This window comes from Ensifer sp. EB106-03-01-XG145, assembly GCF_058792075.1.
Window position 1 is genome coordinate 1,408,676 of the sequence record NZ_JBYTEC010000001.1, and the last position, 21,309, is coordinate 1,429,984.

Here is a 21,309-nt window from a genome sequence, read left to right on the forward strand (position 1 = left end):
CGGAGCGATCCGGGCCTTTCTATTTATGATCTTTCGCGTCCAACGCTTCGGCGTCAGGATCCCGGTTCGGCTTCGAGCCGGGACCAGAAGCTTCTTCTTAGAAGAAGCCGCGGCGCTGCCACCAGCCGCCCTTCTTGGGCTTGGTCGGGTCTTCTTCTTCGCCTTCGGCCTTCGGAGAGCTCGAGGTCACGACAGGCTCCGAGGCGATCTTCGAAAGGTCGCGGTTCGCGCGTGCCGGCTTGGTTTCCGCGAGGTCGGCCGCAGCCTCTTCCACCGCCTCGGCGGCGACATCGACGCCTGCCGGCTGGTCTTCGATAACCGCCTGAGCGACTTCATCGACGGTTGCGACCGGTTCTTCGGCCTTTACCGCCTTCTTGCGGGTCCGCTTCGGCTTGGCCGGCTTGGCCTCGACAGCCTCGGCTTCCGCGACGACTGCCGCGGTTTCCTCGACGGCGACGGCTACTTCGATCTCTGCGGCAACGGCCGGCGCGTCTACGGCTTCGGGCTCGTCGGCGTCGTCACCTTCGGCATCGGCCTCGATCTGGCCTTCGCCTTCACCTTCGCCCTCCGGACGATTGCGGCGGCCACCGCGCTTGCCGCGGCGGCGACGCTTGCGCTTCTGCTCGCCGTCAGCGGTTGTGGCTTCGGCATCGACACCCTCGTCGTCCGCATCACCTTCGTCGGCGTCGTCATCGACATCGCCTGCCGCTTCGGACGCCTGGCCGACGGCACCTTCGGCCTGCTGGCCACCCTTGCCGCGACGGCGGCGACGGCGCTTGCGCTTGCGTCCACTCTGGTCGTCGGAGGATTGGGCAGCCTTCGGCTGCTCCTGGCGCGGCTCGCTGACGACTACTTCGGCTTCTTCTTCGTCGAGATCCTCTTCGATCACGACGTCTTCTTCTTCTTCCGGCTCCGGCTGGAAGTGCAGGAGCTGCTCGATCTTGACCGGGTTTTCGACCGGTTCGCCGCGATCGATCGCGAAGTGCTGCGCGCCGACATGGGCGTCAGCCTCGATGATGATCGAGACGCCGAAGCGGGCTTCGTAGTCCATGATCGTGCCGCGCTTCTGGTTGAGCAGGTAGAGCGCGATATCCGGGATGGTGCGCACGGTAATGTCGTGCGTGGTGTTCTTCAGCAGATGTTCCTCGACGCCGCGCAGCACGTGCAGGGCGACGGAGGACTGCGAGCGAACATGACCAGTGCCGTTGCAGTGCGGGCACGTCTGCATCGTCGATTCGAGCACCGAGGCGCGAATGCGCTGACGCGACATTTCGAGCAGGCCGAAATGCGAGATGCGGCCGACCTGGATGCGGGCGCGATCGTTCTTCAGGCAGTCCTTCAGCTTCTTCTCGACGGCGCGGTTGTTGCGCTTTTCTTCCATGTCGATGAAGTCGATGACGACGAGGCCGGCAAGGTCGCGCAGGCGCAGCTGGCGCGCCACTTCTTCGGCAGCCTCCAGGTTCGTCTGCAGCGCCGTGTCTTCGATCGAGTGCTCGCGCGTCGAACGGCCGGAGTTGACGTCGATCGAAACCAGCGCTTCGGTCTGATTGATGATGATGTAGCCACCGGACTTCAACGTCACCTGCGGCTGCAGCATGCGGTCGAGCTGCGCTTCGATACCGGAGCGCGAGAAGATCGGATGCACGTCGCGATAGGGCTGAACCACCTTGGCGTGGCTCGGCATCAGCATCTTCATGAAGCCCTTGGCTTCCTTGTAACCTTCCTCGCCGGAAACGATGATCTCGCCGATATCCTTGTTGTAGAGATCGCGGATCGAGCGCTTGATCAGGCTGCCTTCCTCATAGACGAGGCAGGGGGCCGTGGAGTTCAGCGTCAGCGTGCGGACGTTTTCCCACAGGCGCATCAGGTATTCGAAGTCGCGCTTGATCTCGACCTTGGTGCGATTCGCACCCGCGGTACGCAGGATGACGCCCATGCCCTGCGGCACTTCGAGGCCGCGCGCGATTTCCTTCAGGCGCTTGCGGTCCTGCAGGTTGGTGATCTTGCGGGAGATGCCGCCGCCGCGTGCCGTGTTCGGCATCAGGACAGAGTAGCGGCCGGCCAGCGACAGGTAGGTCGTCAGCGCCGCGCCCTTATTGCCGCGCTCTTCCTTGGCAACCTGGACGAGCAGGATCTGGCGACGCTTGATGACTTCCTGAATGCGGTACTGCTTGCGCGGCTTGCGGACCTGGCGATCCGGAACCTCTTCCATGGCGTCTTCGGCGCCGACGGATTCGATGATTTCCTTTTCGCCATCGTGGCTGTCGTCATCATCGTCGTCGTCGTCATGGCGACGGCGGCTGTCGACGTCTTCGGAGATCGCGTCGGTATCGACCATCGCGGCCATTTCGCCGCCGTTGCTTTCGTCGCCATCGACGGAAGCGGCAGCCGCTTCTTCCGCAGCCTTGGCCTTGGTCTTGCGGGTGCGCTTCGGCTTTGCCTTGGGCTTTTCGGCCGGCACTTCCTCTTCGACCACCGGTTCGGCGGCGACGGCTTCTGCCGGCTGCGCCTCGACTTCGGTCTCCGCTACGACCTCGAGGTCGACGGGAACGGAAAGTTCGCTCGCCGGCGCCGGGGCGGTTTCGACATGTTCGATGTCGTCGTCGCGTCGCGCTTCTTCGGCTTCGGCCTTCAGCAGTGCCTGACGGTCGGCAAGCGGAATCTGGTAGTAGTCGGGGTGAATTTCGGCAAAGGCCAGAAATCCGTGGCGGTTACCGCCGTAGTCGACGAAGGCGGCCTGCAGCGAAGGCTCCACTCTGGTGACCTTCGCCAGATAGATATTGCCGCGGATTTGCTTCTTATGTTCCGACTCGAAGTCGAACTCTTCTATGCGGTTTCCGCGTACGACAACGACGCGCGTCTCCTCGGAGTGAGACGCATCGATAAGCATTTTCTCTGCCATCTAAGCTGTGCTCCTCGGCGCACCAGCGGAACGGGAGACAGACCTGCTTCCTTGGGAAGACTGCCAAACACGTCGGAAGGTGCGCCGGATATGAAAGTTCCTGTTTGGTGCAGGCGATGGTGCAGCAGCCAGACGACAGCCGGAACACCTGTGTCCCGGGGCCGCTCTACTTCTGACCGATACTGCTGAGTCAACATCAATGACCAAACAAGAATGCCAATGTCCAAGGTCTCATGAAGACCCAATGAATTCGCCCGCTTGCGGGCGTTGGTGAAAAATCACCATCAAGAACTCCGGCCACCGCCGGAAATTTGCGATCCAGTGTACGAGGAGGAAATGCAGCGACGGCGGATGAACACCTTGCGACCGCGGAAGTGCGATGCGTTTAACCGGTTGATCCGGTTCGACCACTCCCTGGCGCCAAGCTTTGGAGAAGCTCCGGCTGCCCGGTCGACTGTTCTATCCCGTCAACACTTTCTCCTTGTGACGCTTTTATGTTTTCTATGTCACATTGGCAAGGGAAAAGCCCGTGCCGCCACAATAATGATCGATTCGCTTGTCCACGTGGAGTAGGCCGGCAAATGATGAATCGATGGCGCCGGTGCGAGGCGGAAGATGACCTTTGTCAAGCTTTGGTTAACCATAAGGGTTCATTGATCAAGGTATGCGTTTGGTGGCCGCATCGGCCGCCGTCTGGTTTTGAGAAAGTGGCGGGGAGCCCAAGGTGAAGCCTTTGGCGGTTTGTATGCGCGGTTCGCTGTTGTCGTTGATGTCGCGGATGGGTTGGCGTTTGCTCGGTGCTTCGGTGCTCGTCGGCGGTCTCCTCCTGAGCGTGCCGGCCGCTCGTGCTGCCGAGCCGGGCCCGTTGCTCGCCTTTGGCGCGCGGATCGCCGGCGACGACGCGCGCACCCGGGTCGTCGTCGAGTTCGACCGCAAGCCGGATTTTTCCGTTCATTACGTGGCCGACCCCGTTCGCGTAGTCGTCGACCTGCCGGAAACAGCCTTCGGCCTGAAGGCGGATAGCCTCCAACCGCGCGGCCTGTTCGACGCGATCCGCTACGGCGGCATGGGCGCGGGTAATTCCCGTATCGTTCTTTCCGCGAAGGGGCCTGTTGCGGTAACCCATGCGGAGGTGATCGCGGAGGAGGGGGGCAAGGGCTACCGCCTGGTTATCGACGCCGAACGGGTCGACCAGACGCGCTTCGATGCACTTCTCGGCGAACAGCAATGGACCGGTTCCGTCGCTGCGACGAAAACCGACAGACCTGTGGCCGTTGCGCCCACGAAAGACGGCGGCCCCTTCATCATCGCGATCGATGCCGGCCACGGCGGCATCGACACCGGTGCGCTTGCCGCCGAGACGAAGACGGAAGAGAAACACGTCACGCTGGCCTTTGCCAAGGATCTCGTCGAGGCCCTGAACAAGGGTGCCGGGATCGAGGCTTTTCTCACCCGCGACAAGGATGTTTTTCTCTCGCTGCCGCAGCGCGTGCAGATTGCCCGGAACAAGGGCGCCAATCTTTTCATTTCGCTCCATGCCGATGCGCTCCGCCAGAAGGACATCCGCGGCGCTACGGTCTATACTATCTCCGACAAGGCGTCGGACCATCTGGCCGCAAGCCTTGCCGCTCGCGAAAACCTTTCGGACGAAATCGCCGGCGTACCGCTTCAGAGCGAGCCCGCGGAGGTCGCCGATATCCTGATCGATTTGACCCGCCGCGAGACGCAGGCCTTTTCCGTCAACATGGCGCGCGCGGTGGTTTCTTCCTTCGAGGGCCAGATCAATCTCATCAACAACCCGCACCGCTTCGCCGGGTTCCGCGTGTTGCAGGCACCCGACGTGCCGTCGATCCTGCTGGAACTGGGCTTCCTGTCGAACAAGGAGGATGAGAAATTGCTGCTGGATCCGGAATGGCGCAAGAAGGTTTCGGAGCGTCTTGCCGTCGCGGTTCAGCGTTATCGCGAGCAGGCGGTTGCCAGCGGCGGCTGACGTTTGAAGGCATGCCCAGGAACGAAGTGATTTGTGTCGCCTTGGTAACAGCGTTATGCTTTTCAACTGGATGCGCACGCGATAATCGGAAACAGCCCTATTTTACGCACATTCCGGGACCTAACCGGAATTGCGCCCGGATTTGTTGAGAAACGAGTTGAAGCCCGGGGTTCCTCGCCATATGAGGAGCCGGGCTTAGCGGGTTGCTGCGAAGCCAGACGATTTCTGACGGAAGAGTTTGGTCGGACCGACGCAATTAAGCCGGCGGGACAGAGCAATGGACTGTCGCTCGGCGGTCCGGCAATTGAACGATAATTAAGGTACCGGTATCTGACTGATGATCAGGCTGATTGGATATTTCTTCGGGATTGGTGCGTTTCTGCTGCTTGGCGTGGCTGGAGCCGTGGCGCTTTATCTGGGCGTCGTCACCAAGGATCTACCGGACTACGAGGTGCTGGCGAAATACTCGCCGCCTGTAACGACGCGCTTTCATGCCGGCAATGGCGCGCTGATGGCGGAATATGCCCGTGAGCGGCGTCTCTATCTGCCGATCCAGGCGATTCCTGATCGCGTCAAGGCAGCCTTCATCTCCGCCGAAGACAAAAACTTCTACCAGCATCCGGGTGTCGATATCACAGGTCTCGCCCGCGCTATCGCGGTGAACCTGCAGAACTTCGGTTCCGGCCGTCGCCCGGTTGGCGCATCGACGATCACGCAGCAGGTGGCAAAGAACTTCCTGCTGAGCTCGGACCAGACGATCGACCGCAAGGTCAAGGAAGCAATCCTTTCGTTCCGCATCGAGCAGGCCTACAGCAAGGACCGGATCCTTGAACTCTATCTCAACGAGATCTTCTTCGGCCTGAATTCCTACGGTATTGCCGGTGCGGCGCTGACCTATTTCGACAAGTCGGTAACCGAGCTTACCATTGCCGAGACCGCCTATCTCGCAGCGCTCCCGAAGGGACCGGCCAACTACCATCCGTTCCGCAAGACCGAAGCCGCCATCGAACGCCGCAACTGGGTGATCGACCGCATGGTCGAGAACGGCTACGTCACCAAGGCCGACGGCGAAGAAGCCAAGAAGCAGCCGCTCGGTGTCAACCCGCGCCGCGGCGGCGCGCATCTCTTCGCCTCCGATTTCTTCGCCGAGGAAGTCCGCCGGCAGATCATTCAGAAATACGGCGACAACGCGCTCTATGAGGGCGGCCTGTCGGTTCGCACCTCGCTCGATCCGCGTCTGCAGATCGCGGCCCGCAAGGCGCTGCAGGCGGGTCTGCTGACCTACGACGAGCGCCGCGGCTTCCATGGCCCGGTGAAGTCGATCGAGATCGGTGGCGATTGGGGTGAGCCGCTTGGTGCCGTCGTCGCCTTCAGCGACGTGCCGGAGTGGAAGCTCGCCGTTGTTCTCTCTGTCGACGCACAGGGCGCCGAGATCGGCATCCAGCCGGAGAAGGAAGCATCGGGCAAAATCGTGGCCGAGCGCGTCACCGGACACATCTCCGCCAAGAACATGCAGTGGGCCTACCGTTCGGCGACTGGCGACCGCAAGTCGGCGAAATCCCCCGAAGGCGTCTTCGGCGCCGGCGACGTTGTCTACGTTGAGCCGCTCGCCGAAAAGGGCGAATATCGCCTGCGCCAGCCGCCGAAGGTGCAGGGTGGTCTCGTCGCGATGGATCCGAAGACCGGCCGCGTCCTGGCGATGGTCGGTGGCTTCTCCTATGGCCAGTCGGAATTCAACCGCGCGACGCAGGCGATGCGTCAGCCGGGTTCGTCCTTCAAGCCCTTCGTCTACGCCGCAGCACTCGACAACGGCTACACGCCGGCATCGGTCATTCTCGATGCCCCGATCGAAATCGTCGCGGGCGGTCAGGTCTGGCGTCCTGAAAACTATGGCGGCGGCTCCGCCGGTCCGTCGACGCTGCGCCTCGGCATCGAGAAATCGCGCAACCTGATGACGGTTCGCCTCGCCAACGACATGGGCATGAATCTGGTCGCCGAATATGCCGAACGCTTCGGCATTTACGACAAGATGCCGCCGCTGCTCGCGATGTCGCTGGGCTCCGGCGAAACGACGGTTCTGCGTATGGTCTCGGCCTATTCGGTGCTCGCCAACGGCGGCAAGCAGATCAAGCCGTCGCTGATCGACCGTATTCAGGACCGCTATGGCAAGACGATTTTCCGGCATGAGGACCGCACCTGCGACAACTGCAACGCGGGCGACTGGCAGAGCCAGGAAGAACCCGTCCTGACCGACAATCGCGAGCAGGTGCTCGACCCCATGACCTCCTACCAGATCACGTCGATGATGGAGGGCGTGGTGCTGCGCGGCACGGCCGCCGGCAAGATCAAGCTCGATCGTCCGGTTGCCGGCAAGACCGGCACGACAAATGACGAAAAGGACGCCTGGTTCGTCGGCTACACGCCCGACATGGTTGCCGGCCTCTACCTCGGCTTCGACAATCCGGCCCCGCTCGGCCGCGGTGCCACCGGCGGCAGCCTCGCGGTGCCGATCTTCAACGACTTCATGCAGGAAGCCGTCAAGGACACCCGCCCGAGCAAGTTCGTTGTGCCCGAGGGCATGAGCATGGTCGCCGTCAACCGCAAGACCGGCATGGCCGCCCAAGAGGGTGAGCCGGACACGATCATCGAGGCCTTCAAGCCCGGCACCGGCCCGGCCGACACCTTCTCGGTCATCGGCGGGCTCGATCAATACGTGCCGCCGGAGGAAATCCTGAAGAACTCGCCGCAGGCGAACCAGGCGGTGACCTCGGGCTCCAACGGTCTGTTCTAAGCCTTTCCCCTCTCGCGATGCCCGCCGCCTTTACATCAGCGGCGGGCATCGCTATTTGACGCTCAATTTCATATCGGGTTCACAAGAAGCAGGATTATGCGCAGCGAAATCGAGAACATTGTCGACGAAATCAAGCAGGCCATAAGCCTGCTGAGGAGGCATCTTTGACTGGGATCAGGCGGTAAGACGACTGGACTGGTTGAACAACAAGGCGGAAGATCCGACCTTGTGGAACGATGCTTCGGAAGCACAGAAGCTGATGCGCGAGCGCCAGCAACTCGACGACGGCATCAATGGCCTGCGTCGTTTCGAGCAGCAGCTCAACGACAACATCGAACTCATCGAGCTCGGCGAGGAAGAGGGCGACGCGGCGATCATCGCGGATGCCGAACAGGCGCTGCGTGAACTGCGCAACGAAGCGGCCAAGAAGCAGGTCGAGGCCATGCTTTCTGGCGAGGCCGATCAGAACGACACCTATCTCGAAGTGCATTCCGGCGCCGGCGGTACCGAAAGCCAGGACTGGGCCAACATGCTTCTGCGCATGTACACCCGTTGGTCCGAGCGCCAGGGATATAAGGTCGAGCTTCTTGAAATCCAGGACGGTGAAGAAGCCGGCATCAAGTCTGCGACGCTGCTGGTCAAGGGCCACAATGCCTATGGTTGGCTGAAGACCGAATCGGGCGTGCATCGCCTCGTTCGCATTTCGCCCTATGACAGCAATGCGCGCCGCCACACCTCGTTCTCGTCGATCTGGGTCTACCCGGTGGTCGACGATTCGATCCAGATCGACATCAACGAGAGTGACTGCCGCATCGACACCTACCGCTCGTCTGGTGCCGGTGGCCAGCACGTCAACACGACCGACTCGGCCGTGCGTATTACGCATATGCCGTCCGGTATCGTCGTGCAGTGCCAGCAGGAGCGCTCACAGCACAAGAACCGGGCCAAGGCCTGGGACATGCTGCGTGCGCGTCTCTACGAGTCGGAGTTGAAGAAGCGCGAAGAGGCGGCAAACGCCGAGGCTGCGTCAAAGACGGATATCGGCTGGGGCCACCAGATCCGCTCCTACGTTCTGCAACCTTACCAGCTCGTCAAGGACATGCGCACCGGGGTCGAGAGCACGGCACCGGGCGACGTTCTCGACGGCGAGCTCAACGAGTTCATGGAGGCGGCGCTTGCGCACCGTGTCAGCGGTGGCGCGGATGCAGTCGTCGACGATTTGAACTAAGCGTCGCTGCGAGAGTTCTTGAATTGAAGAAGGCCGGGTGTTCGCATCCGGCCCTTTCTTTTGCTCAGTTCGAGGCGCGCTCGACCTTGATGTCGCCGAGATCATCGATGAGCACGGTCCAGGTCTCCGGTTCGCGGGCGGTCGGATCTGTCTTCAGATAGACGGTCGCGAACATGCCCGGCTGCGCGGTGACGCCGGTTGAGGTCTCCGGGCGAATGTCGGTGACGTAGGCCTTGAGCGCCGAGAACTCTTCGAGCTCCGCCGAGGAAACCACCACCGGTCCGGCTGGCGTCGCTTCGATCTGCTGCAGATGGACCTGTGCGGTGCCATCCGTCTGGCGAAGCGCGATCAGCTTGTAGTAGCCGCGGCGGGCGTCGCTTTGCTTCTGGGCGGCCGCATTGGGGTCCAGTGATGAAAGCGGCGCTCCGCTTTCCTCCCAGTAGCCGGTGCTCGTTACAAAGGTAGCCTGCGGCGGCACGACGTTGGCGTCCTCGGCCCTGGCGCCGGCGGTGCTCACGAACAGGAGAAGCGCGAGGAGGGCGGATCTTTGCATTGGGGATTGTCGTCCTTTCAAACCGCAGCTCCGCTGCCGCTTCGCTCCTACAGCGCCGCGCGTCTTATCAGACGCGTAAAGGTCGCTGTAGCACTTTGAATTGCTGCATGTTTTTGTCCTTTAATCGGGTACGATTAAAGGAAACATGCAGTAGCCGTCGGAAAACGAGCCGTGGAGGATCATAACATATCGCGCGGAGAACGTGCGTTCAGTTCGAAAATTGCTCGGCCAGGATGCGGTCAGACCAGGAATGATCGGGATCCGAGAGGATGCGCGCCGTCATGTTCTCCGATTCGGCGATCCGCACCTTGACCACCGACTTTACTTCCTGATGATCCGCCACGGCGTTCACCGGCCGCTTGTCGGCTTCCAGGATCTCGATCTCGACCGTGACATGGTTCGGCAAGAGCGCGCCGCGCCAGCGGCGTGGACGGAAGGCGCTGACCGGCGTCATGGCCAGAAGCGGTGCTTCAAGTGGCAGGATCGGCCCATGGGCGGAGAGATTGTAGGCGGTGGAACCGGCTGGTGTCGCCACCAGCAGGCCGTCGCAGGTCAGCTCCTGGAGCCTTGTCTTTCCGTCGATGAGGACGCGAAGCTTTGCAGCCTGATAGGACTGGCGGAAGAGGTAGACTTCGTTGATCGCAAGCGCCGTGAAGCTCTCGCCGTAGACGTCGGTCGTCTGCATCTCCAGCGGATGGAACGCGTTCTCGACTGCCTGGCAGATGCGGTCCGTCAGGTTCTCGGTGCTGTAGCGGTTCATCAGGAAGCCGACGGAGCCGCGGTTCATGCCGTAGACCAGTTTGCCGCTGTTCATGGTCTGGTGCAGCGTCTGCAGCATGAAGCCATCGCCGCCGAGCGCCACGATCACATCGGCCTTCGCCGGATCGTTGTCGCCATAGATAGCCTTGAGATCGGCCGCGGCCTTTTGCGCCTCCTCCGCAGAAGAGGCAAGGAAGGCGAAGGAGTTGAACGTTCTGGCCATGAAACAGTGGTCCGTTCGATGCGTTGCATGCCGCTAGCGGCGATCTCTGTCCATCGTTTCTGGCATGGCCCGAAGCCGAACGCATCTGAAAAATTGGGAGAATTCGCAATTTTGCTTTACACCGGATGAGATTATGGTAACTCCCACCGCAACAAGTGCCCTTATAGCTCAGTTGGTAGAGCGGCTGATTTGTAATCAGTAGGTCGGGAGTTCGAGTCTCTCTGGGGGCACCATCTGCCTTTTTCTGCTGAAATCGCGCATTTTTTGAAGCTTTAACCGCATTCGGATTTGAGACGCGGGGCGAAGCTGCGAATTGAGCAGTCAATCACGTTCAGCAAGGATCGCCATAAAAACGGGCGAGCCGATCCAGGTCGACGAACCGGAAACCGTGCACGACCATCTTGCGGTCTTTCCGAAGGGCAACGGCGCGCGGTTGATTCCCGATGCGAGAATATTCGCTCTCGAGCGGCCACAGGATGCGCCACTTTTTCATTTCGATACCGAAGACGTGGCGGCAGCACATCATCACGCGGTCGCCCTCGGTGTCGAGATCGTCACGCCGGTGCAATTCGAGTGATGGTTCACGATCCGCGACCCCGACGGCAATGTCTTGATGATTTGCCGGCGCTGAGCGGGACTGCCTCGCGATGTCAGATGTCGAACGAGGGGGCCATGCGCATCGGAACCTCCCTGCATTTCTGCAGGGCGTTGAGAAGGTTTTCGGCGAGATAGTCGATCAGTGCCCGGGTCGCTGGCAGCATGCCCTGGCGAGACGGGAAGACGAGGTGAACGACGACGTCGTTCGAGGTCCATTCCGGAAGCACTGGCACGAGCACGCCGGCGCGGAAGGCACGCTCGCAGATATGGTCCGGCAACAGCGCCACGCCCATGCCTTCGATCGCGGCGCGTTCGAGGATCAGGAAGTCGCTGCAGCCGATGATCGGACGATGGGAGATCTCCGTGGTGTTTCCGTCGGCTGAGACGAGCCGCCAGACGTCGGTCGGGTGTTGTTCGTTCATCGACAGCGTCGCCTGCTGACTGAGGTTGTCGATGGTGATGTCGCCCGAGCGGGCAAGGAACGTCGGGCTGGCGGCGAGCCGCTCGCGAACCTCGCCGAACTTGCGGATGATCAGCTGATTGTCGGTATCGAGCTGGCCGCGGGCGCGGAGCGCCACGTCGATCCGTTCTTCTATCAGGTCGATGCGCCGGTTCGTGGCGGTGATCAAGAGCCGCACGCCGGGATAACGCCGGTGAAACGCCGGCAGGATATCCGCGAGCATCGGGGTGAAGCCGAGTGGGCAGGCGAGCCTGACGGTGCCCGAAGGTTCAGCCCGCACCGCCGCAATTTCGGCTTCGGCGGCCGCGACGCCGTCGAGCAGCCCCTGGCAATGTTCATAGAAAACCCGGCCGATGTCGGTGACACGCAGCTTGCGGGTCGAACGTTCAAGCAACCGCACGCCGAGCTGTTCCTCGAGGCGGGCCACATGTTTGCTGAGTTTGGATTTGGGTATATTGAGATCGCGTGCGGCAGCGCTGAAGCCGTTGTTGCGCACGACGGCGGCAAAGAGCCCGAGATCGTTCAGATCCTGCATTGTCCTGTCTCCGAGGTCCGGATGCTTTGCCCGATTGTTTCCGTCTGGAAACAGTATGTCAAATATCCGCTGGCTTATCGGTCGATTGTTTTCCCCTCATATGTGGAGCACCGCAACGCAAACACAAAGGTGTTCCCATGAACGTTCTTCATATCGACTCTGGTATCCTCGGCGATCACTCGGTTTCCCGTCGCCTGACGGCGGCACTCGCCGCTCAGATCAAGGCTGACCGCCCGGATGCCACCGTAAACTATCGTGACCTCGCCGCCAGCTCGCTCCCGCATTTGACCGGCGCCCAGATCATGGCTCCCGCCGATCTCGCAGGCGTGGATGCCGACCTTGCCGCCGACGTCAAGCTTGGCCGCGACATGCTCGAAGAATTCCTGGCGGCCGACACGGTCGTCATCGGTGCCCCGATGTACAACTTTGGCATCCCGAGCCAGCTGAAAGCCTGGATCGACCGCATCGCCGTCTCCGGCAAGACGTTCCGCTACACCGAAAATGGTCCGGAAGGCCTCGCCAAGGGCAAGAAGATCATCGTCGCCTCGACCCGCGGCGGTCACTACTCCGCCGGCCCGGCCGCCGTCATGGACCACCAGGAATCCTACCTGAAGACGGTCTTCGGCTTCCTGGGCGTCACAGATGTGGAATTTGTCCGTGCCGAAGGTCTCAACCTCAGCGCCGATTCCAAGCAGTTTGCGATCGCTGAGGCTGAAAAGACCATCGCGGAAGGCAACGTCCTTCGCCTGGCGAGCTAACATATAGGTTCAGCGGGTCACTGACGTGATCCGGTGGAGGGGCCCAGGCCCTGCGTGCGGACGGTGCCGGTTGCAAACGCAGCCGGCATTGTCCGTTTTGGGATTTCACAATCTGCTTTATAATGCATCGATGGTGGACCGGCGGACAATTCTGTTGGGCATGACCGCTGCGGTGGCTGCACTGTTCGCCGCCGACGCGGCGCGCGCACACAATTGCACGTGCCGCAACCGCGACGGTTCGAAATATGAGCTCGGACAGATCGCCTGCCTAAGGGTCGACGGCAACGTCTATATGGCGCGCTGCGAAATGAACCTCAACGTCTCCACCTGGAAGAAGCTGCGCGACGGCTGCCCGACGGCGGCCGGCATGAGCACGCCGCTGAGCCCTACGGGGCAATTGGTCAGTTTCTGACGAGGAGCAGCGGCTTGCCGCCCTCATTACGGTCTTTCTCGAAGCCGGAAGGTGTGGCGGTGAAAGCGAGCGAGCTGCCGTCTTCGCCGAGCAGGGTTATGCCAAGGCCGTTCGCCGTCCAGCTCTTCAGTTTCAATTTTCTGACGGCGCTATCGCATGGCTCTTCGACGGACAGTGCGAGATTGCCGTCACTGTCGGCAGCCTCCGCAAAGCGCACATGGCAGATGGCGGTTCCGCCGGGTCGTTTCATCTGCCACGCGCCTTTCATATTTGCCGGCGCCGGCAGATGCGAGATGCCGTCCGCCGCGGGTACGAGCGCCAGTCGAGGCCCTTCCTCGCCCTTCGTCAGGAGCGGGGATCCCTCGCTCTCTTCAAAGCGGGCGCGGACTTTTCGCAGGACGTCGATCAGCAACAGGCCGCCGCTCCCGTCGAAATTCCAGGCGGCGACGTCGGCAAGGGTTGGCAGGCTCTTGGCGCAACCCTCGGCTCCGGTAACCGCGTAGCCGCCGATCGTCTCATCGGCGGTGAGGGTGAGCTTGCATCCATCGGCACCATCGAGCGGCGCGACCAGATAGTCGCCCGTCTGCGCCGCGATGATCCCGGGATCGATGTCGCCCGCGGCGAAGGCGGTGAGTGGACCGAGGCAGGCTGCACTCAAGACCAGCAGCCGAAACATAGGAACGCGTGACGCAACAGCGACGACCATGGAGCTCTCCGATCCCAACGACGCGGAGATTTCCACAGGCACATTTTCGCGTCAATGCGCCGGCTCTTGCAGCAGTGTGGGGTGACGCCGCCGTCCGCTTGATCGCCACGGGCGGCCGGCTGCGCGTGGATGTCAGCGGTTCAGGAACTGGCGCGCTGCGTACATGGCGATTGCTGCCGCATTCGATACGTTCAGCGACTTGATTGCACCCGGCATGTCGAGGCGAGCGAGGTCCGTCACGATCGAACGGGTCTTCTGCCGCAGTCCTTTGCCCTCGGAGCCGAGAACGAGCGCAATCTTCTCACCGCTGAATGTTCCTTCAAGCGGCTGCGGTCCTTCCGAATCGAGGCCGATCGTCTGGAAGCCCAGCCGGTGGAGTTCTTCGATGGCATCCGCAAGATTGGTGATCTGGATATAGGGAATCATTTCCAGCGCGCCCGAGGCGGATTTGGCGAGAACGCCCGATTCGGTCGGGCTGTGGCGCATGGTGGTGATCAGCGCGCCGGCGTCGAAGGCGACGGCGGAACGCATGATGGCGCCGACATTGTGCGGATCGGTCACCTGGTCGAGCACCAGAATCAGCGGGCAGTCGCGAAGCGCTTCGAGCTTGCGATGCGGCAAGGGGCGCGTCTCGAGCATCACGCCCTGGTGGATCGCATCGGGGCCGAGGATCTTGTCGAGATCCTGCGGCGTCACGGTTTCGACCGGGAAGGGTAGGGCCGAAAGCTCGTCGAGCTCCAATCTTGCAGCGGCGTTCGGCGTCACGCTGAGGCGAACGACCTGGCGCGCCGGATTGTCGAGGGCGGCGCGAACCGTATGCAGGCCGTAGAGTAGAACCTGCTCGGGCGCGAGCTGCGTCGGCTTCCAGTCGGCCGGCGCCTTGCGGCGCTTCTCCTGTTTTGGCGTCGGGATTTCGCCGCGTTCCCGCTTGGCGTCGCGGTGGGCGCGCCTGAGGTTGGCGTAATGGGTGTCCTTGGCGCTCTTGTCGCCGGTGCGATCTTTGCTCATGGGGGTCTTATAGAGGGGTTGCAGGCGTGGCGAAATGGTTTTCGATGAGCGGTCCGGAATTGTCGCTGTGGAGAAATTCGGAAATTTTCCACTGACCCGTGTTGACAGGAGGAAAGAGGGCGGTCATATACCCGGCCACAGATCGAGAGGCGGCAACGACGCGTCGCTGGTTGTCTCACGATCTCAAATGCTTGGTCGAAAGATCCCGACAGAATAATGGAGGGATGCCCGAGTGGTTAAAGGGGACGGACTGTAAATCCGTTGGCTCAGCCTACGTTGGTTCAAATCCAACTCCCTCCACCATTCTGCTTCTGGATCGAAGGCCCGCGGGTATAGCTCAATGGTAGAGCAGCAGCCTTCCAAGCTGAATACGCGGGTTCGATTCCCGCTACCCGCTCCAGCAGCGAACAGCCTCCTTATCCGAATTAATCCGATGCTCCAACGCTTCGCGGTAAGTCATTGTTTGTCTTGCTTGCGGAGCGATCCGTGATTCGCGCATGCCTGCCCTTGTGTCGGCGCTTCAGCGTTCTTACATATCGGCAGGAAAAGGCCGTCGGCGACCGGTCCGGGCGTACGCAATTAAGTCTTGCGCAAATCCCCTGAAACCCTTAAACGGCTCCACAAACCGGCCCTGCCGGCTGATCATTCATACTTGACCACAGGAAACGTACCCATGGCAAAGAGCAAATTTGAGCGCAACAAGCCGCACGTTAACATTGGCACGATTGGCCACGTTGACCATGGCAAGACGTCGCTGACCGCAGCGATCACGAAGTACTTCGGCGAGTTCAAGGCGTATGACCAGATCGACGCTGCGCCGGAAGAAAAGGCCCGTGGTATCACCATTTCGACGGCCCACGTTGAGTATGAGACGGCGAACCGTCACTACGCTCACGTTGACTGCCCCGGCCACGCCGACTACGTCAAGAACATGATCACCGGTGCTGCGCAGATGGACGGCGCGATCCTGGTTTGCTCGGCCGCTGACGGCCCGATGCCGCAGACCCGCGAGCACATCCTGCTCGCTCGCCAGGTTGGCGTTCCGGCAATCGTCGTGTTCCTCAACAAGGTCGACCAGGTTGACGACGCCGAGCTTCTCGAGCTCGTCGAGCTTGAAGTTCGCGAACTGCTGTCGTCCTACGAATTCCCGGGCGACGACATTCCGATCATCAAGGGCTCGGCTCTTGCTGCACTTGAAGATTCGGACAAGAAGATCGGCGAAGACGCGATCCGCGAGCTGATGGCTGCTGTTGACGCCTACATCCCGACGCCTGAGCGTCCGATCGACCAGCCGTTCCTGATGCCGATCGAAGACGTGTTCTCGATCTCGGGCCGTGGTACGGTTGTGACCGGTCGCGTTGAGCGCGGTATCGTCAAGGTCGGCGAAGAAGTTGAAATCGTCGGCATCCGCGACACGTCGAAGACGACGGTTACGGGCGTTGAAATGTTCCGCAAGCTGCTCGACCAGGGCCAGGCCGGCGACAACATCGGCGCGCTGATCCGTGGTGTTAACCGTGACGGTGTCGAGCGTGGCCAGATCCTGTGCAAGCCGGGTTCGGTCAAGCCGCACAAGAAGTTCATGGCCGAAGCCTACATCCTGACGAAGGAAGAAGGCGGCCGTCATACGCCGTTCTTCACGAACTACCGTCCGCAGTTCTACTTCCGCACGACGGACGTGACGGGCATCGTGACGCTGCCGGAAGGCACGGAAATGGTCATGCCGGGCGACAACGTCACCGTTGCCGTCGAGCTGATCGTTCCGATCGCGATGGAAGAAAAGCTGCGCTTCGCGATCCGCGAAGGCGGCCGTACCGTCGGCGCAGGCATCGTAGCCTCGATCGTCGAGTAATCTGCTGGTTTCAGATCAGTAGAGAGGCCCCGCTGGCAACGGCGGGGCCTTTTTCGTTGCAGGAGCTGCCAGGACTTCATCGATAAAGTCGCGCTTGCCGTGGGTGTAGATATCCCAATCGCCATTGGCGTCTGTGGCAAGCCGCTTTTTCAGCGTCTCGTATCGCTCGGCATAGTCCAGCCGTTCACGCAACTGGTCGCGGAAGAGGAGGCGTGCCGCATGAGCGGCGTTGTCGCCAGAGCAAAGATAGAGGCGCGTGCCGTAGGGGCGCGTATCGGTGGTGAAGGTCCAGAGGCCGCTTGCGTGCGGATCGCGGTGAAAGGTGTAGCCGATGCTGCGAAGGCGCGCAGTCAGCTCCGGCAGCCTTCTCAGATTCGCGATGACCGCATCGATATCGATCTTCGGCTTCGCCGGCAATCCGGGCACTGCGGTGCTGCCGATGTGATGGACCTCGCGGACGAAGGGTGAAGCAGCGTCGCGATCTCTGAGGCTCGCTCTTCAAACAACAAAGCCAGCAGGGACCGTATTCGGCCAGCGTGATGCGCGACGTATGATTCGGCTCCCGGCAATTGCCGGCAGGATAGCGGATTCCCGACTTCGCGCGCCGCGGGAATTACGGCAGGCTCGACAATGACTTGCGCCCGTTCGTGACGCCGGAGGCGGCAGGGCAGGGGGTTGTTGCAATTCGATGAGGATTTTTTCGCTTCTTCGGTGAAAGGTGCTTGTCATCCTCCGGCAAACTGAATATTAAGCCGCTGACTTGAGGCGGCGACGCGTCGTTAGACGAAGGCGCAGCTGAATAGGGGTATAGCTCAGTTGGTAGAGCGGCGGTCTCCAAAACCGCAGGTCGGGGGTTCGAGCCCCTCTGCCCCTGCCATTTCTCTCGCGCTTGCATAAAGGCTGAGGGGACGGCAAACTAAAGCTTAAGGACCGGTGACCCGGTCGACGAAATTCACAAAAAAGACTGATTGGCTCTTGTGGTTTTCAGAATCGGTCTTTATGTAGGGTCCAAACAGACACGCGGTGCGTGGGGCTGAATCATCGGCTTTACGCGCCGTAATGGCGTGAGCATTACATGGCATCCAAAACGAATCCGGTAACGTTTCTGCAGCAGGTTCGCTCGGAGACGTCGAAAGTGACTTGGCCTTCTCGGCGCGAGACGATGATCTCGACGCTGATGGTCTTTGTCATGGTCTTTTTTGCCGCTGCCTTCTTCTTTGCTGCGGACCAGTTGATGGGTTGGGCGATCGGCCTCATCCTCAACGTTGGCGCTTGATTGGGTGGAGGGTAGTATGGCTGCGCGCTGGTATATTGTTCACGCCTATTCGAACTTCGAAAAGAAGGTCGCTGAATCGATCGAAGAAAAGGCCAAGCAGAAGGGTCTCGAGCATTTGTTCGAGAAGATTCTCGTGCCGACCGAGAAGGTTGTCGAAGTGCGTCGTGGCCGCAAGGTCGACGCCGAGCGCAAGTTCTTCCCGGGCTACGTTCTGGTTCGCGCCAATCTGACGGATGAGGCTTTCCATCTCATCAAGAATACGCCGAAAGTAACGGGTTTCCTCGGTACCGACAGCAAGCCGGTTCCGATTCCGGACCATGAGGCTGAGCGCATCCTTGGTCAGGTCCAGGATGGCGTCGAGCGTCCGAAGCCGTCGGTCTCGTTCGAGATCGGCGAGCAGGTCCGCGTTTCGGATGGTCCGTTTGCCTCGTTCAACGGCGTCGTTCAGGACGTCGACGAAGAGCGTTCGCGCCTCAAGGTCGAGGTTTCGATCTTCGGTCGCGCGACGCCGGTCGAACTGGAATACGGTCAGGTCGAGAAGGTCTGAGAAGATCTCAAGAGATAGGGCGGGTTACGACCCGTTCTGGCGGAGAAATCCGCATGCGCGTGGAAGGGGAGCGACCTTAGCCGGGTCGGATCGTCCGTACCACGCAACCGCAGCCGCCGATCCCCGTGATCGGCAACAAGCCGGGCAACCGGCGTAACAGATCCCGGTGCGATCCGTCGCAAGGGGATTTCAGAAAGGCAGAGAGAAATGGCTAAGAAAGTTGCAGGCCAGCTCAAGCTGCAGGTGAAGGCTGGGTCGGCCAATCCGTCCCCGCCGATCGGTCCTGCGCTCGGTCAGCGTGGCATTAACATCATGGAATTCTGCAAGGCGTTCAATGCCGCCACGCAGGAAATGGAAAAGGGTATGCCGATCCCGGTCGTCATCACCTATTACCAGGACAAGTCCTTCACTTTCGTCATGAAGCAGCCGCCGGTCAGCTACTTCCTGAAGAAGGAAGCAAAGATCCAGTCCGGTTCGAAGACCCCCGGCAAGGGCGGCTCGGCCGGCAAGCTCACCAAGGCTCAGATCAAGTCGATCGCCGAAGCCAAGATGAAGGATCTCAATGCTGCCGATATCGAAGGCGCAATGGCCATGATCGAGGGCTCTGCCCGCGCTATGGGCCTGGAAGTGGTAGGCTAAGACCATGGCGAAGATTGCAAAGCGTGTACAGAAGTCCCGCGAGGGCGTCGATCCGACGAAGATCTACGGTCTCACCGAGGCCGTTTCGATGGTCAAGGAACGTGCAACTGCCAAGTTCGACGAGACCATCGAAGTTGCGATGAACCTCGGCGTTGACCCGCGCCACGCCGACCAGATGGTCCGCGGCGTCGTCAACCTGCCGAACGGCACCGGCCGCTCGGTTCGCGTCGCCGTTTTCGCACGTGGCGCCAAGGCTGACGAAGCCAAGGCTGCCGGTGCTGACGTCGTTGGCGCGGAAGAACTCGTCGAAATCGTTCAGGGCGGCAAGATCGATTTCGATCGCTGCATCGCAACCCCGGACATGATGCCGCTCGTCGGTCGCCTCGGTAAGGTTCTCGGCCCGCGTGGCATGATGCCGAACCCGAAGGTCGGCACCGTCACGATGGACGTCGCTGGTGCCGTCAAGGCATCCAAGGGCGGCGCCGTCGAGTTCCGCGTCGAAAAGGCCGGTATTGTTCACGCCGGCATCGGCAAGGCATCCTTCGATGCCAAGGCACTGGAAGAAAACATCCGTGCCTTCGCAGACGCAGTGATCAAGGCAAAGCCGACCGGCGCCAAGGGCAACTACGTCAAGCGCGTCGCTATTTCGTCGACCATGGGCCCAGGCCTCAAGATCGACCCGGCCACGCTCAGCGTCGCTTAATCGTTTTCGGGCTTCGGCCCGGTACCAAATTCCCGGCCTTTCGGGGCCGGGAATTCCGGACGTCAAGTCCGGAACTCCTGTCCGAGATTGCGGGTGGTTTTACCTTAATCACTTCGGCCTGCATGAGACGGGTAAGATCTGAATTTCGCTATGGCGCCGGAGGCGTCGAAATTCGGTTCGAACCTCGCTTGCCTTGTGTCAGACCCGGCTCTTCCGGGAACGCCAAGGGACAGGATCCTTAAGCGTTACGTGGGATCGAGCTCGATCTCGGGTGACAAAGGCAAACCCGGCGGGGCTGCAGTATTGCAACCCTGCCTACTGGAGACAGACAGTGGAAAGAGCGGAAAAACGCGAATTCGTCACGGAGCTGAACGAAGTCTTCAAGGCTTCCGGTTCGGTTGTCGTGGCCCACTATGCTGGTGTCACAGTTGCGCAGATGAACGACTTCCGTTCGAAGATGCGCGCTGCTGGCGGCACCGTCAAAGTCGCGAAAAACCGCCTGGCCAAGATCGCTCTTCAGGGCACCGAGTCGGAAGGGATGAGCAATCTCTTCAAGGGTCAGACGCTGATCGCATACAGCGAAGACCCGATCACGGCTCCTAAGGTCGTCATGGATTTCGCCAAGACCAACGACAAGCTCGTTGTTCTCGGTGGCGCCATGGGCACAACCACGCTCAACGCCGAAGCAGTCAAGTCGCTCGCGACCCTGCCTTCGCTCGACGAGCTGCGCGCAAAGCTGCTGGGCCTTCTCAATGCCCCGGCAACCCGCGTCGCAACGGTTGTTGCAGCACCGGCAAGCCAGCTTGCTCGCGTGTTCTCGGCCTATGCCAAGAAGGACGAAGCCGCCTAAGGCGGATTTTCGCTGTTGTATTTAAAACCAGTTCGAACCGAACAAAAGGAAAAGTAAAATGGCTGATCTCGCAAAGATCGTTGAAGACCTCTCCTCGCTGACCGTTCTGGAAGCTGCTGAGCTTTCCAAGCTGCTCGAAGAGAAGTGGGGCGTTTCGGCTGCTGCTCCGGTAGCTGTTGCTGTTGCTGGCGGCGCTGCCGGCGGTGCTGCTGCTGCTGCTGAAGAAGAAAAGACCGAATTTGACGTTATCCTCGTTGACGCTGGTGCCAACAAGATCAACGTCATCAAGGAAGTCCGCGCCATCACCGGTCTCGGCCTCAAGGAAGCCAAGGACCTCGTCGAAGGCGCTCCTAAGCCGGTTAAGGAAGCAGTTTCCAAGGCTGAAGCTGCTGACCTCAAGAAGAAGCTCGAAGACGCTGGCGCCAAGGTTGACGTCAAGTAATTCGGCTACATGCAAGGGGAGGTGGCCTTTTCAGGCCGCCTCTCTTTGACCGTTTTTGGAACATATTACCCAAAAGCCTGT

General features: G+C 60.9%; 20 protein-coding genes and 4 tRNA genes. 17 read left to right on the forward strand and 7 right to left on the reverse strand.

Translation table 11 applies throughout. The features are described from left to right. Positions 1-97: 97 nt before the first annotated feature. A complete protein-coding gene (locus AC3WWH_RS06840; RefSeq protein ID WP_058321466.1) occupies positions 98-2,902 on the reverse strand; it encodes an Rne/Rng family ribonuclease in 2,805 nt (934 codons plus the stop codon). Positions 2,903-3,680: 778 nt separating this feature from the next. Here AC3WWH_RS06840 and AC3WWH_RS06845 point away from each other — a divergent pair. The 3 genes from AC3WWH_RS06845 (at position 3,681) to prfB (ending at position 8,911) form a co-directional block, all read left to right on the forward strand. After that, the gene (locus AC3WWH_RS06845) at positions 3,681-4,892 is read left to right on the forward strand and encodes an N-acetylmuramoyl-L-alanine amidase (protein ID WP_245299083.1); all 1,212 of its coding nucleotides are present in this window, start codon (positions 3,681-3,683) and stop codon (positions 4,890-4,892) included. 337 nt (positions 4,893-5,229) lie between these two features. Then, positions 5,230-7,683, forward strand: a complete 2,454-nt coding sequence (locus tag AC3WWH_RS06850; RefSeq protein WP_057252260.1) for a penicillin-binding protein 1A — start codon at positions 5,230-5,232, stop codon at positions 7,681-7,683. Positions 7,684-7,779: 96 nt separating this feature from the next. Next, a protein-coding gene (gene prfB, locus AC3WWH_RS06855) for a peptide chain release factor 2 (RefSeq protein WP_112995481.1) occupies positions 7,780-8,911 on the forward strand; the annotation gives its coding sequence in 2 pieces (ribosomal slippage) (positions 7,780-7,848 and positions 7,850-8,911; 1,131 coding nt in all). Between the two features lie 64 nt (positions 8,912-8,975). On the opposite strand, the gene AC3WWH_RS06860 is transcribed toward prfB, so the two are convergent. Beyond that, positions 8,976-9,464 (reverse strand): hypothetical protein, encoded by a 489-nt coding sequence (locus AC3WWH_RS06860; RefSeq protein WP_058321464.1) that lies wholly within the window; start codon positions 9,462-9,464, stop codon positions 8,976-8,978. A 208-nt stretch (positions 9,465-9,672) separates the two neighbouring features. Continuing rightward, entirely contained in the window at positions 9,673-10,446 is a 774-nt protein-coding gene (locus AC3WWH_RS06865; protein WP_057252257.1) for an NAD kinase, read from the reverse strand. 157 nt (positions 10,447-10,603) lie between these two features. Between AC3WWH_RS06865 and AC3WWH_RS06870 the strand changes: the two genes are divergently transcribed. Both AC3WWH_RS06870 and AC3WWH_RS06875 read left to right on the forward strand, forming a co-directional pair. After that, positions 10,604-10,679: transfer RNA gene (locus tag AC3WWH_RS06870), tRNA-Thr, on the forward strand. Between the two features lie 80 nt (positions 10,680-10,759). Then, on the forward strand, positions 10,760-11,023 hold the full coding sequence (locus AC3WWH_RS06875) for a hypothetical protein (RefSeq protein ID WP_058321463.1): 264 nt from the start codon (positions 10,760-10,762) through the stop codon (positions 11,021-11,023). 73 nt (positions 11,024-11,096) lie between these two features. Here the strand turns inward: AC3WWH_RS06875 and AC3WWH_RS06880 are convergent, their stop codons facing one another. Continuing rightward, positions 11,097-12,038 carry a LysR family transcriptional regulator gene (locus AC3WWH_RS06880; RefSeq protein ID WP_058321462.1) on the reverse strand — a complete coding sequence of 314 codons (942 nt, stop codon included), beginning with the start codon at positions 12,036-12,038 and terminating at the stop codon, positions 11,097-11,099. Between the two features lie 137 nt (positions 12,039-12,175). On the opposite strand from AC3WWH_RS06880, the gene AC3WWH_RS06885 reads away from it, so the two are divergent. Continuing rightward, on the forward strand, positions 12,176-12,796 hold the full coding sequence (locus AC3WWH_RS06885) for an FMN-dependent NADH-azoreductase (RefSeq protein WP_058321461.1): 621 nt from the start codon (positions 12,176-12,178) through the stop codon (positions 12,794-12,796). A 160-nt stretch (positions 12,797-12,956) separates the two neighbouring features. Continuing rightward, positions 12,957-13,208: a hypothetical protein gene (locus tag AC3WWH_RS06890; RefSeq protein ID WP_162752544.1), complete on the forward strand. Its 252-nt coding sequence runs from the start codon at positions 12,957-12,959 to the stop codon at positions 13,206-13,208. Here the strand turns inward: AC3WWH_RS06890 and AC3WWH_RS06895 are convergent. Together AC3WWH_RS06895 and AC3WWH_RS06900 are read right to left on the reverse strand one after the other, a co-directional pair. Next, the gene (locus tag AC3WWH_RS06895; protein ID WP_245299082.1) at positions 13,198-13,914 is read right to left on the reverse strand and encodes an AprI/Inh family metalloprotease inhibitor; all 717 of its coding nucleotides are present in this window, start codon (positions 13,912-13,914) and stop codon (positions 13,198-13,200) included. The two genes, AC3WWH_RS06890 and AC3WWH_RS06895, sit on opposite strands and share 11 nt — an antisense overlap. Before the next feature lie 132 nt (positions 13,915-14,046). Continuing rightward, positions 14,047-14,922, reverse strand: a complete 876-nt coding sequence (locus tag AC3WWH_RS06900) for a TrmH family RNA methyltransferase (RefSeq protein WP_058321459.1) — start codon at positions 14,920-14,922, stop codon at positions 14,047-14,049. A 218-nt stretch (positions 14,923-15,140) separates the two neighbouring features. On the opposite strand from AC3WWH_RS06900, the gene AC3WWH_RS06905 reads away from it, so the two are divergent. The 3 genes from AC3WWH_RS06905 to tuf all read left to right on the forward strand — a co-directional run bounded on the left by AC3WWH_RS06905 (position 15,141) and on the right by tuf (position 16,771). Beyond that, a tRNA-Tyr gene (locus AC3WWH_RS06905) sits at positions 15,141-15,225 on the forward strand. A 23-nt stretch (positions 15,226-15,248) separates the two neighbouring features. Further along, positions 15,249-15,322: transfer RNA gene (locus AC3WWH_RS06910), tRNA-Gly, on the forward strand. A gap of 273 nt (positions 15,323-15,595) precedes the next feature. Continuing rightward, positions 15,596-16,771 carry an elongation factor Tu gene (gene tuf / locus AC3WWH_RS06915; RefSeq protein ID WP_065374644.1) on the forward strand — a complete coding sequence of 392 codons (1,176 nt, stop codon included), beginning with the start codon at positions 15,596-15,598 and terminating at the stop codon, positions 16,769-16,771. A 15-nt stretch (positions 16,772-16,786) separates the two neighbouring features. On the opposite strand, the gene AC3WWH_RS06920 is transcribed toward tuf, so the two are convergent. Further along, the gene (locus AC3WWH_RS06920; protein WP_245299309.1) at positions 16,787-17,197 is read right to left on the reverse strand and encodes a GrpB family protein; all 411 of its coding nucleotides are present in this window, start codon (positions 17,195-17,197) and stop codon (positions 16,787-16,789) included. Positions 17,198-17,572: 375 nt separating this feature from the next. Between AC3WWH_RS06920 and AC3WWH_RS06925 the strand changes: the two genes are divergently transcribed. The 7 genes from AC3WWH_RS06925 to rplL all read left to right on the forward strand — a co-directional run bounded on the left by AC3WWH_RS06925 (position 17,573) and on the right by rplL (position 21,228). After that, a tRNA-Trp gene (locus AC3WWH_RS06925) sits at positions 17,573-17,648 on the forward strand. A gap of 198 nt (positions 17,649-17,846) precedes the next feature. Further along, positions 17,847-18,047, forward strand: a complete 201-nt coding sequence (secE, locus tag AC3WWH_RS06930) for a preprotein translocase subunit SecE (protein WP_034795473.1) — start codon at positions 17,847-17,849, stop codon at positions 18,045-18,047. 16 nt (positions 18,048-18,063) lie between these two features. Then, positions 18,064-18,594, forward strand: a complete 531-nt coding sequence (gene nusG / locus AC3WWH_RS06935; RefSeq protein ID WP_034795476.1) for a transcription termination/antitermination protein NusG — start codon at positions 18,064-18,066, stop codon at positions 18,592-18,594. A gap of 207 nt (positions 18,595-18,801) precedes the next feature. Further along, the gene (gene rplK / locus AC3WWH_RS06940) at positions 18,802-19,233 is read left to right on the forward strand and encodes a 50S ribosomal protein L11 (protein ID WP_043626293.1); all 432 of its coding nucleotides are present in this window, start codon (positions 18,802-18,804) and stop codon (positions 19,231-19,233) included. Between the two features lie 4 nt (positions 19,234-19,237). Next, positions 19,238-19,936: a 50S ribosomal protein L1 gene (rplA, locus tag AC3WWH_RS06945; RefSeq protein WP_057252169.1), complete on the forward strand. Its 699-nt coding sequence runs from the start codon at positions 19,238-19,240 to the stop codon at positions 19,934-19,936. 331 nt (positions 19,937-20,267) lie between these two features. After that, the gene (gene rplJ, locus AC3WWH_RS06950; protein WP_057252170.1) at positions 20,268-20,786 is read left to right on the forward strand and encodes a 50S ribosomal protein L10; all 519 of its coding nucleotides are present in this window, start codon (positions 20,268-20,270) and stop codon (positions 20,784-20,786) included. A gap of 58 nt (positions 20,787-20,844) precedes the next feature. Continuing rightward, positions 20,845-21,228, forward strand: a complete 384-nt coding sequence (rplL, locus tag AC3WWH_RS06955) for a 50S ribosomal protein L7/L12 (RefSeq protein ID WP_057252171.1) — start codon at positions 20,845-20,847, stop codon at positions 21,226-21,228. Positions 21,229-21,309: the final 81 nt, after the last annotated feature.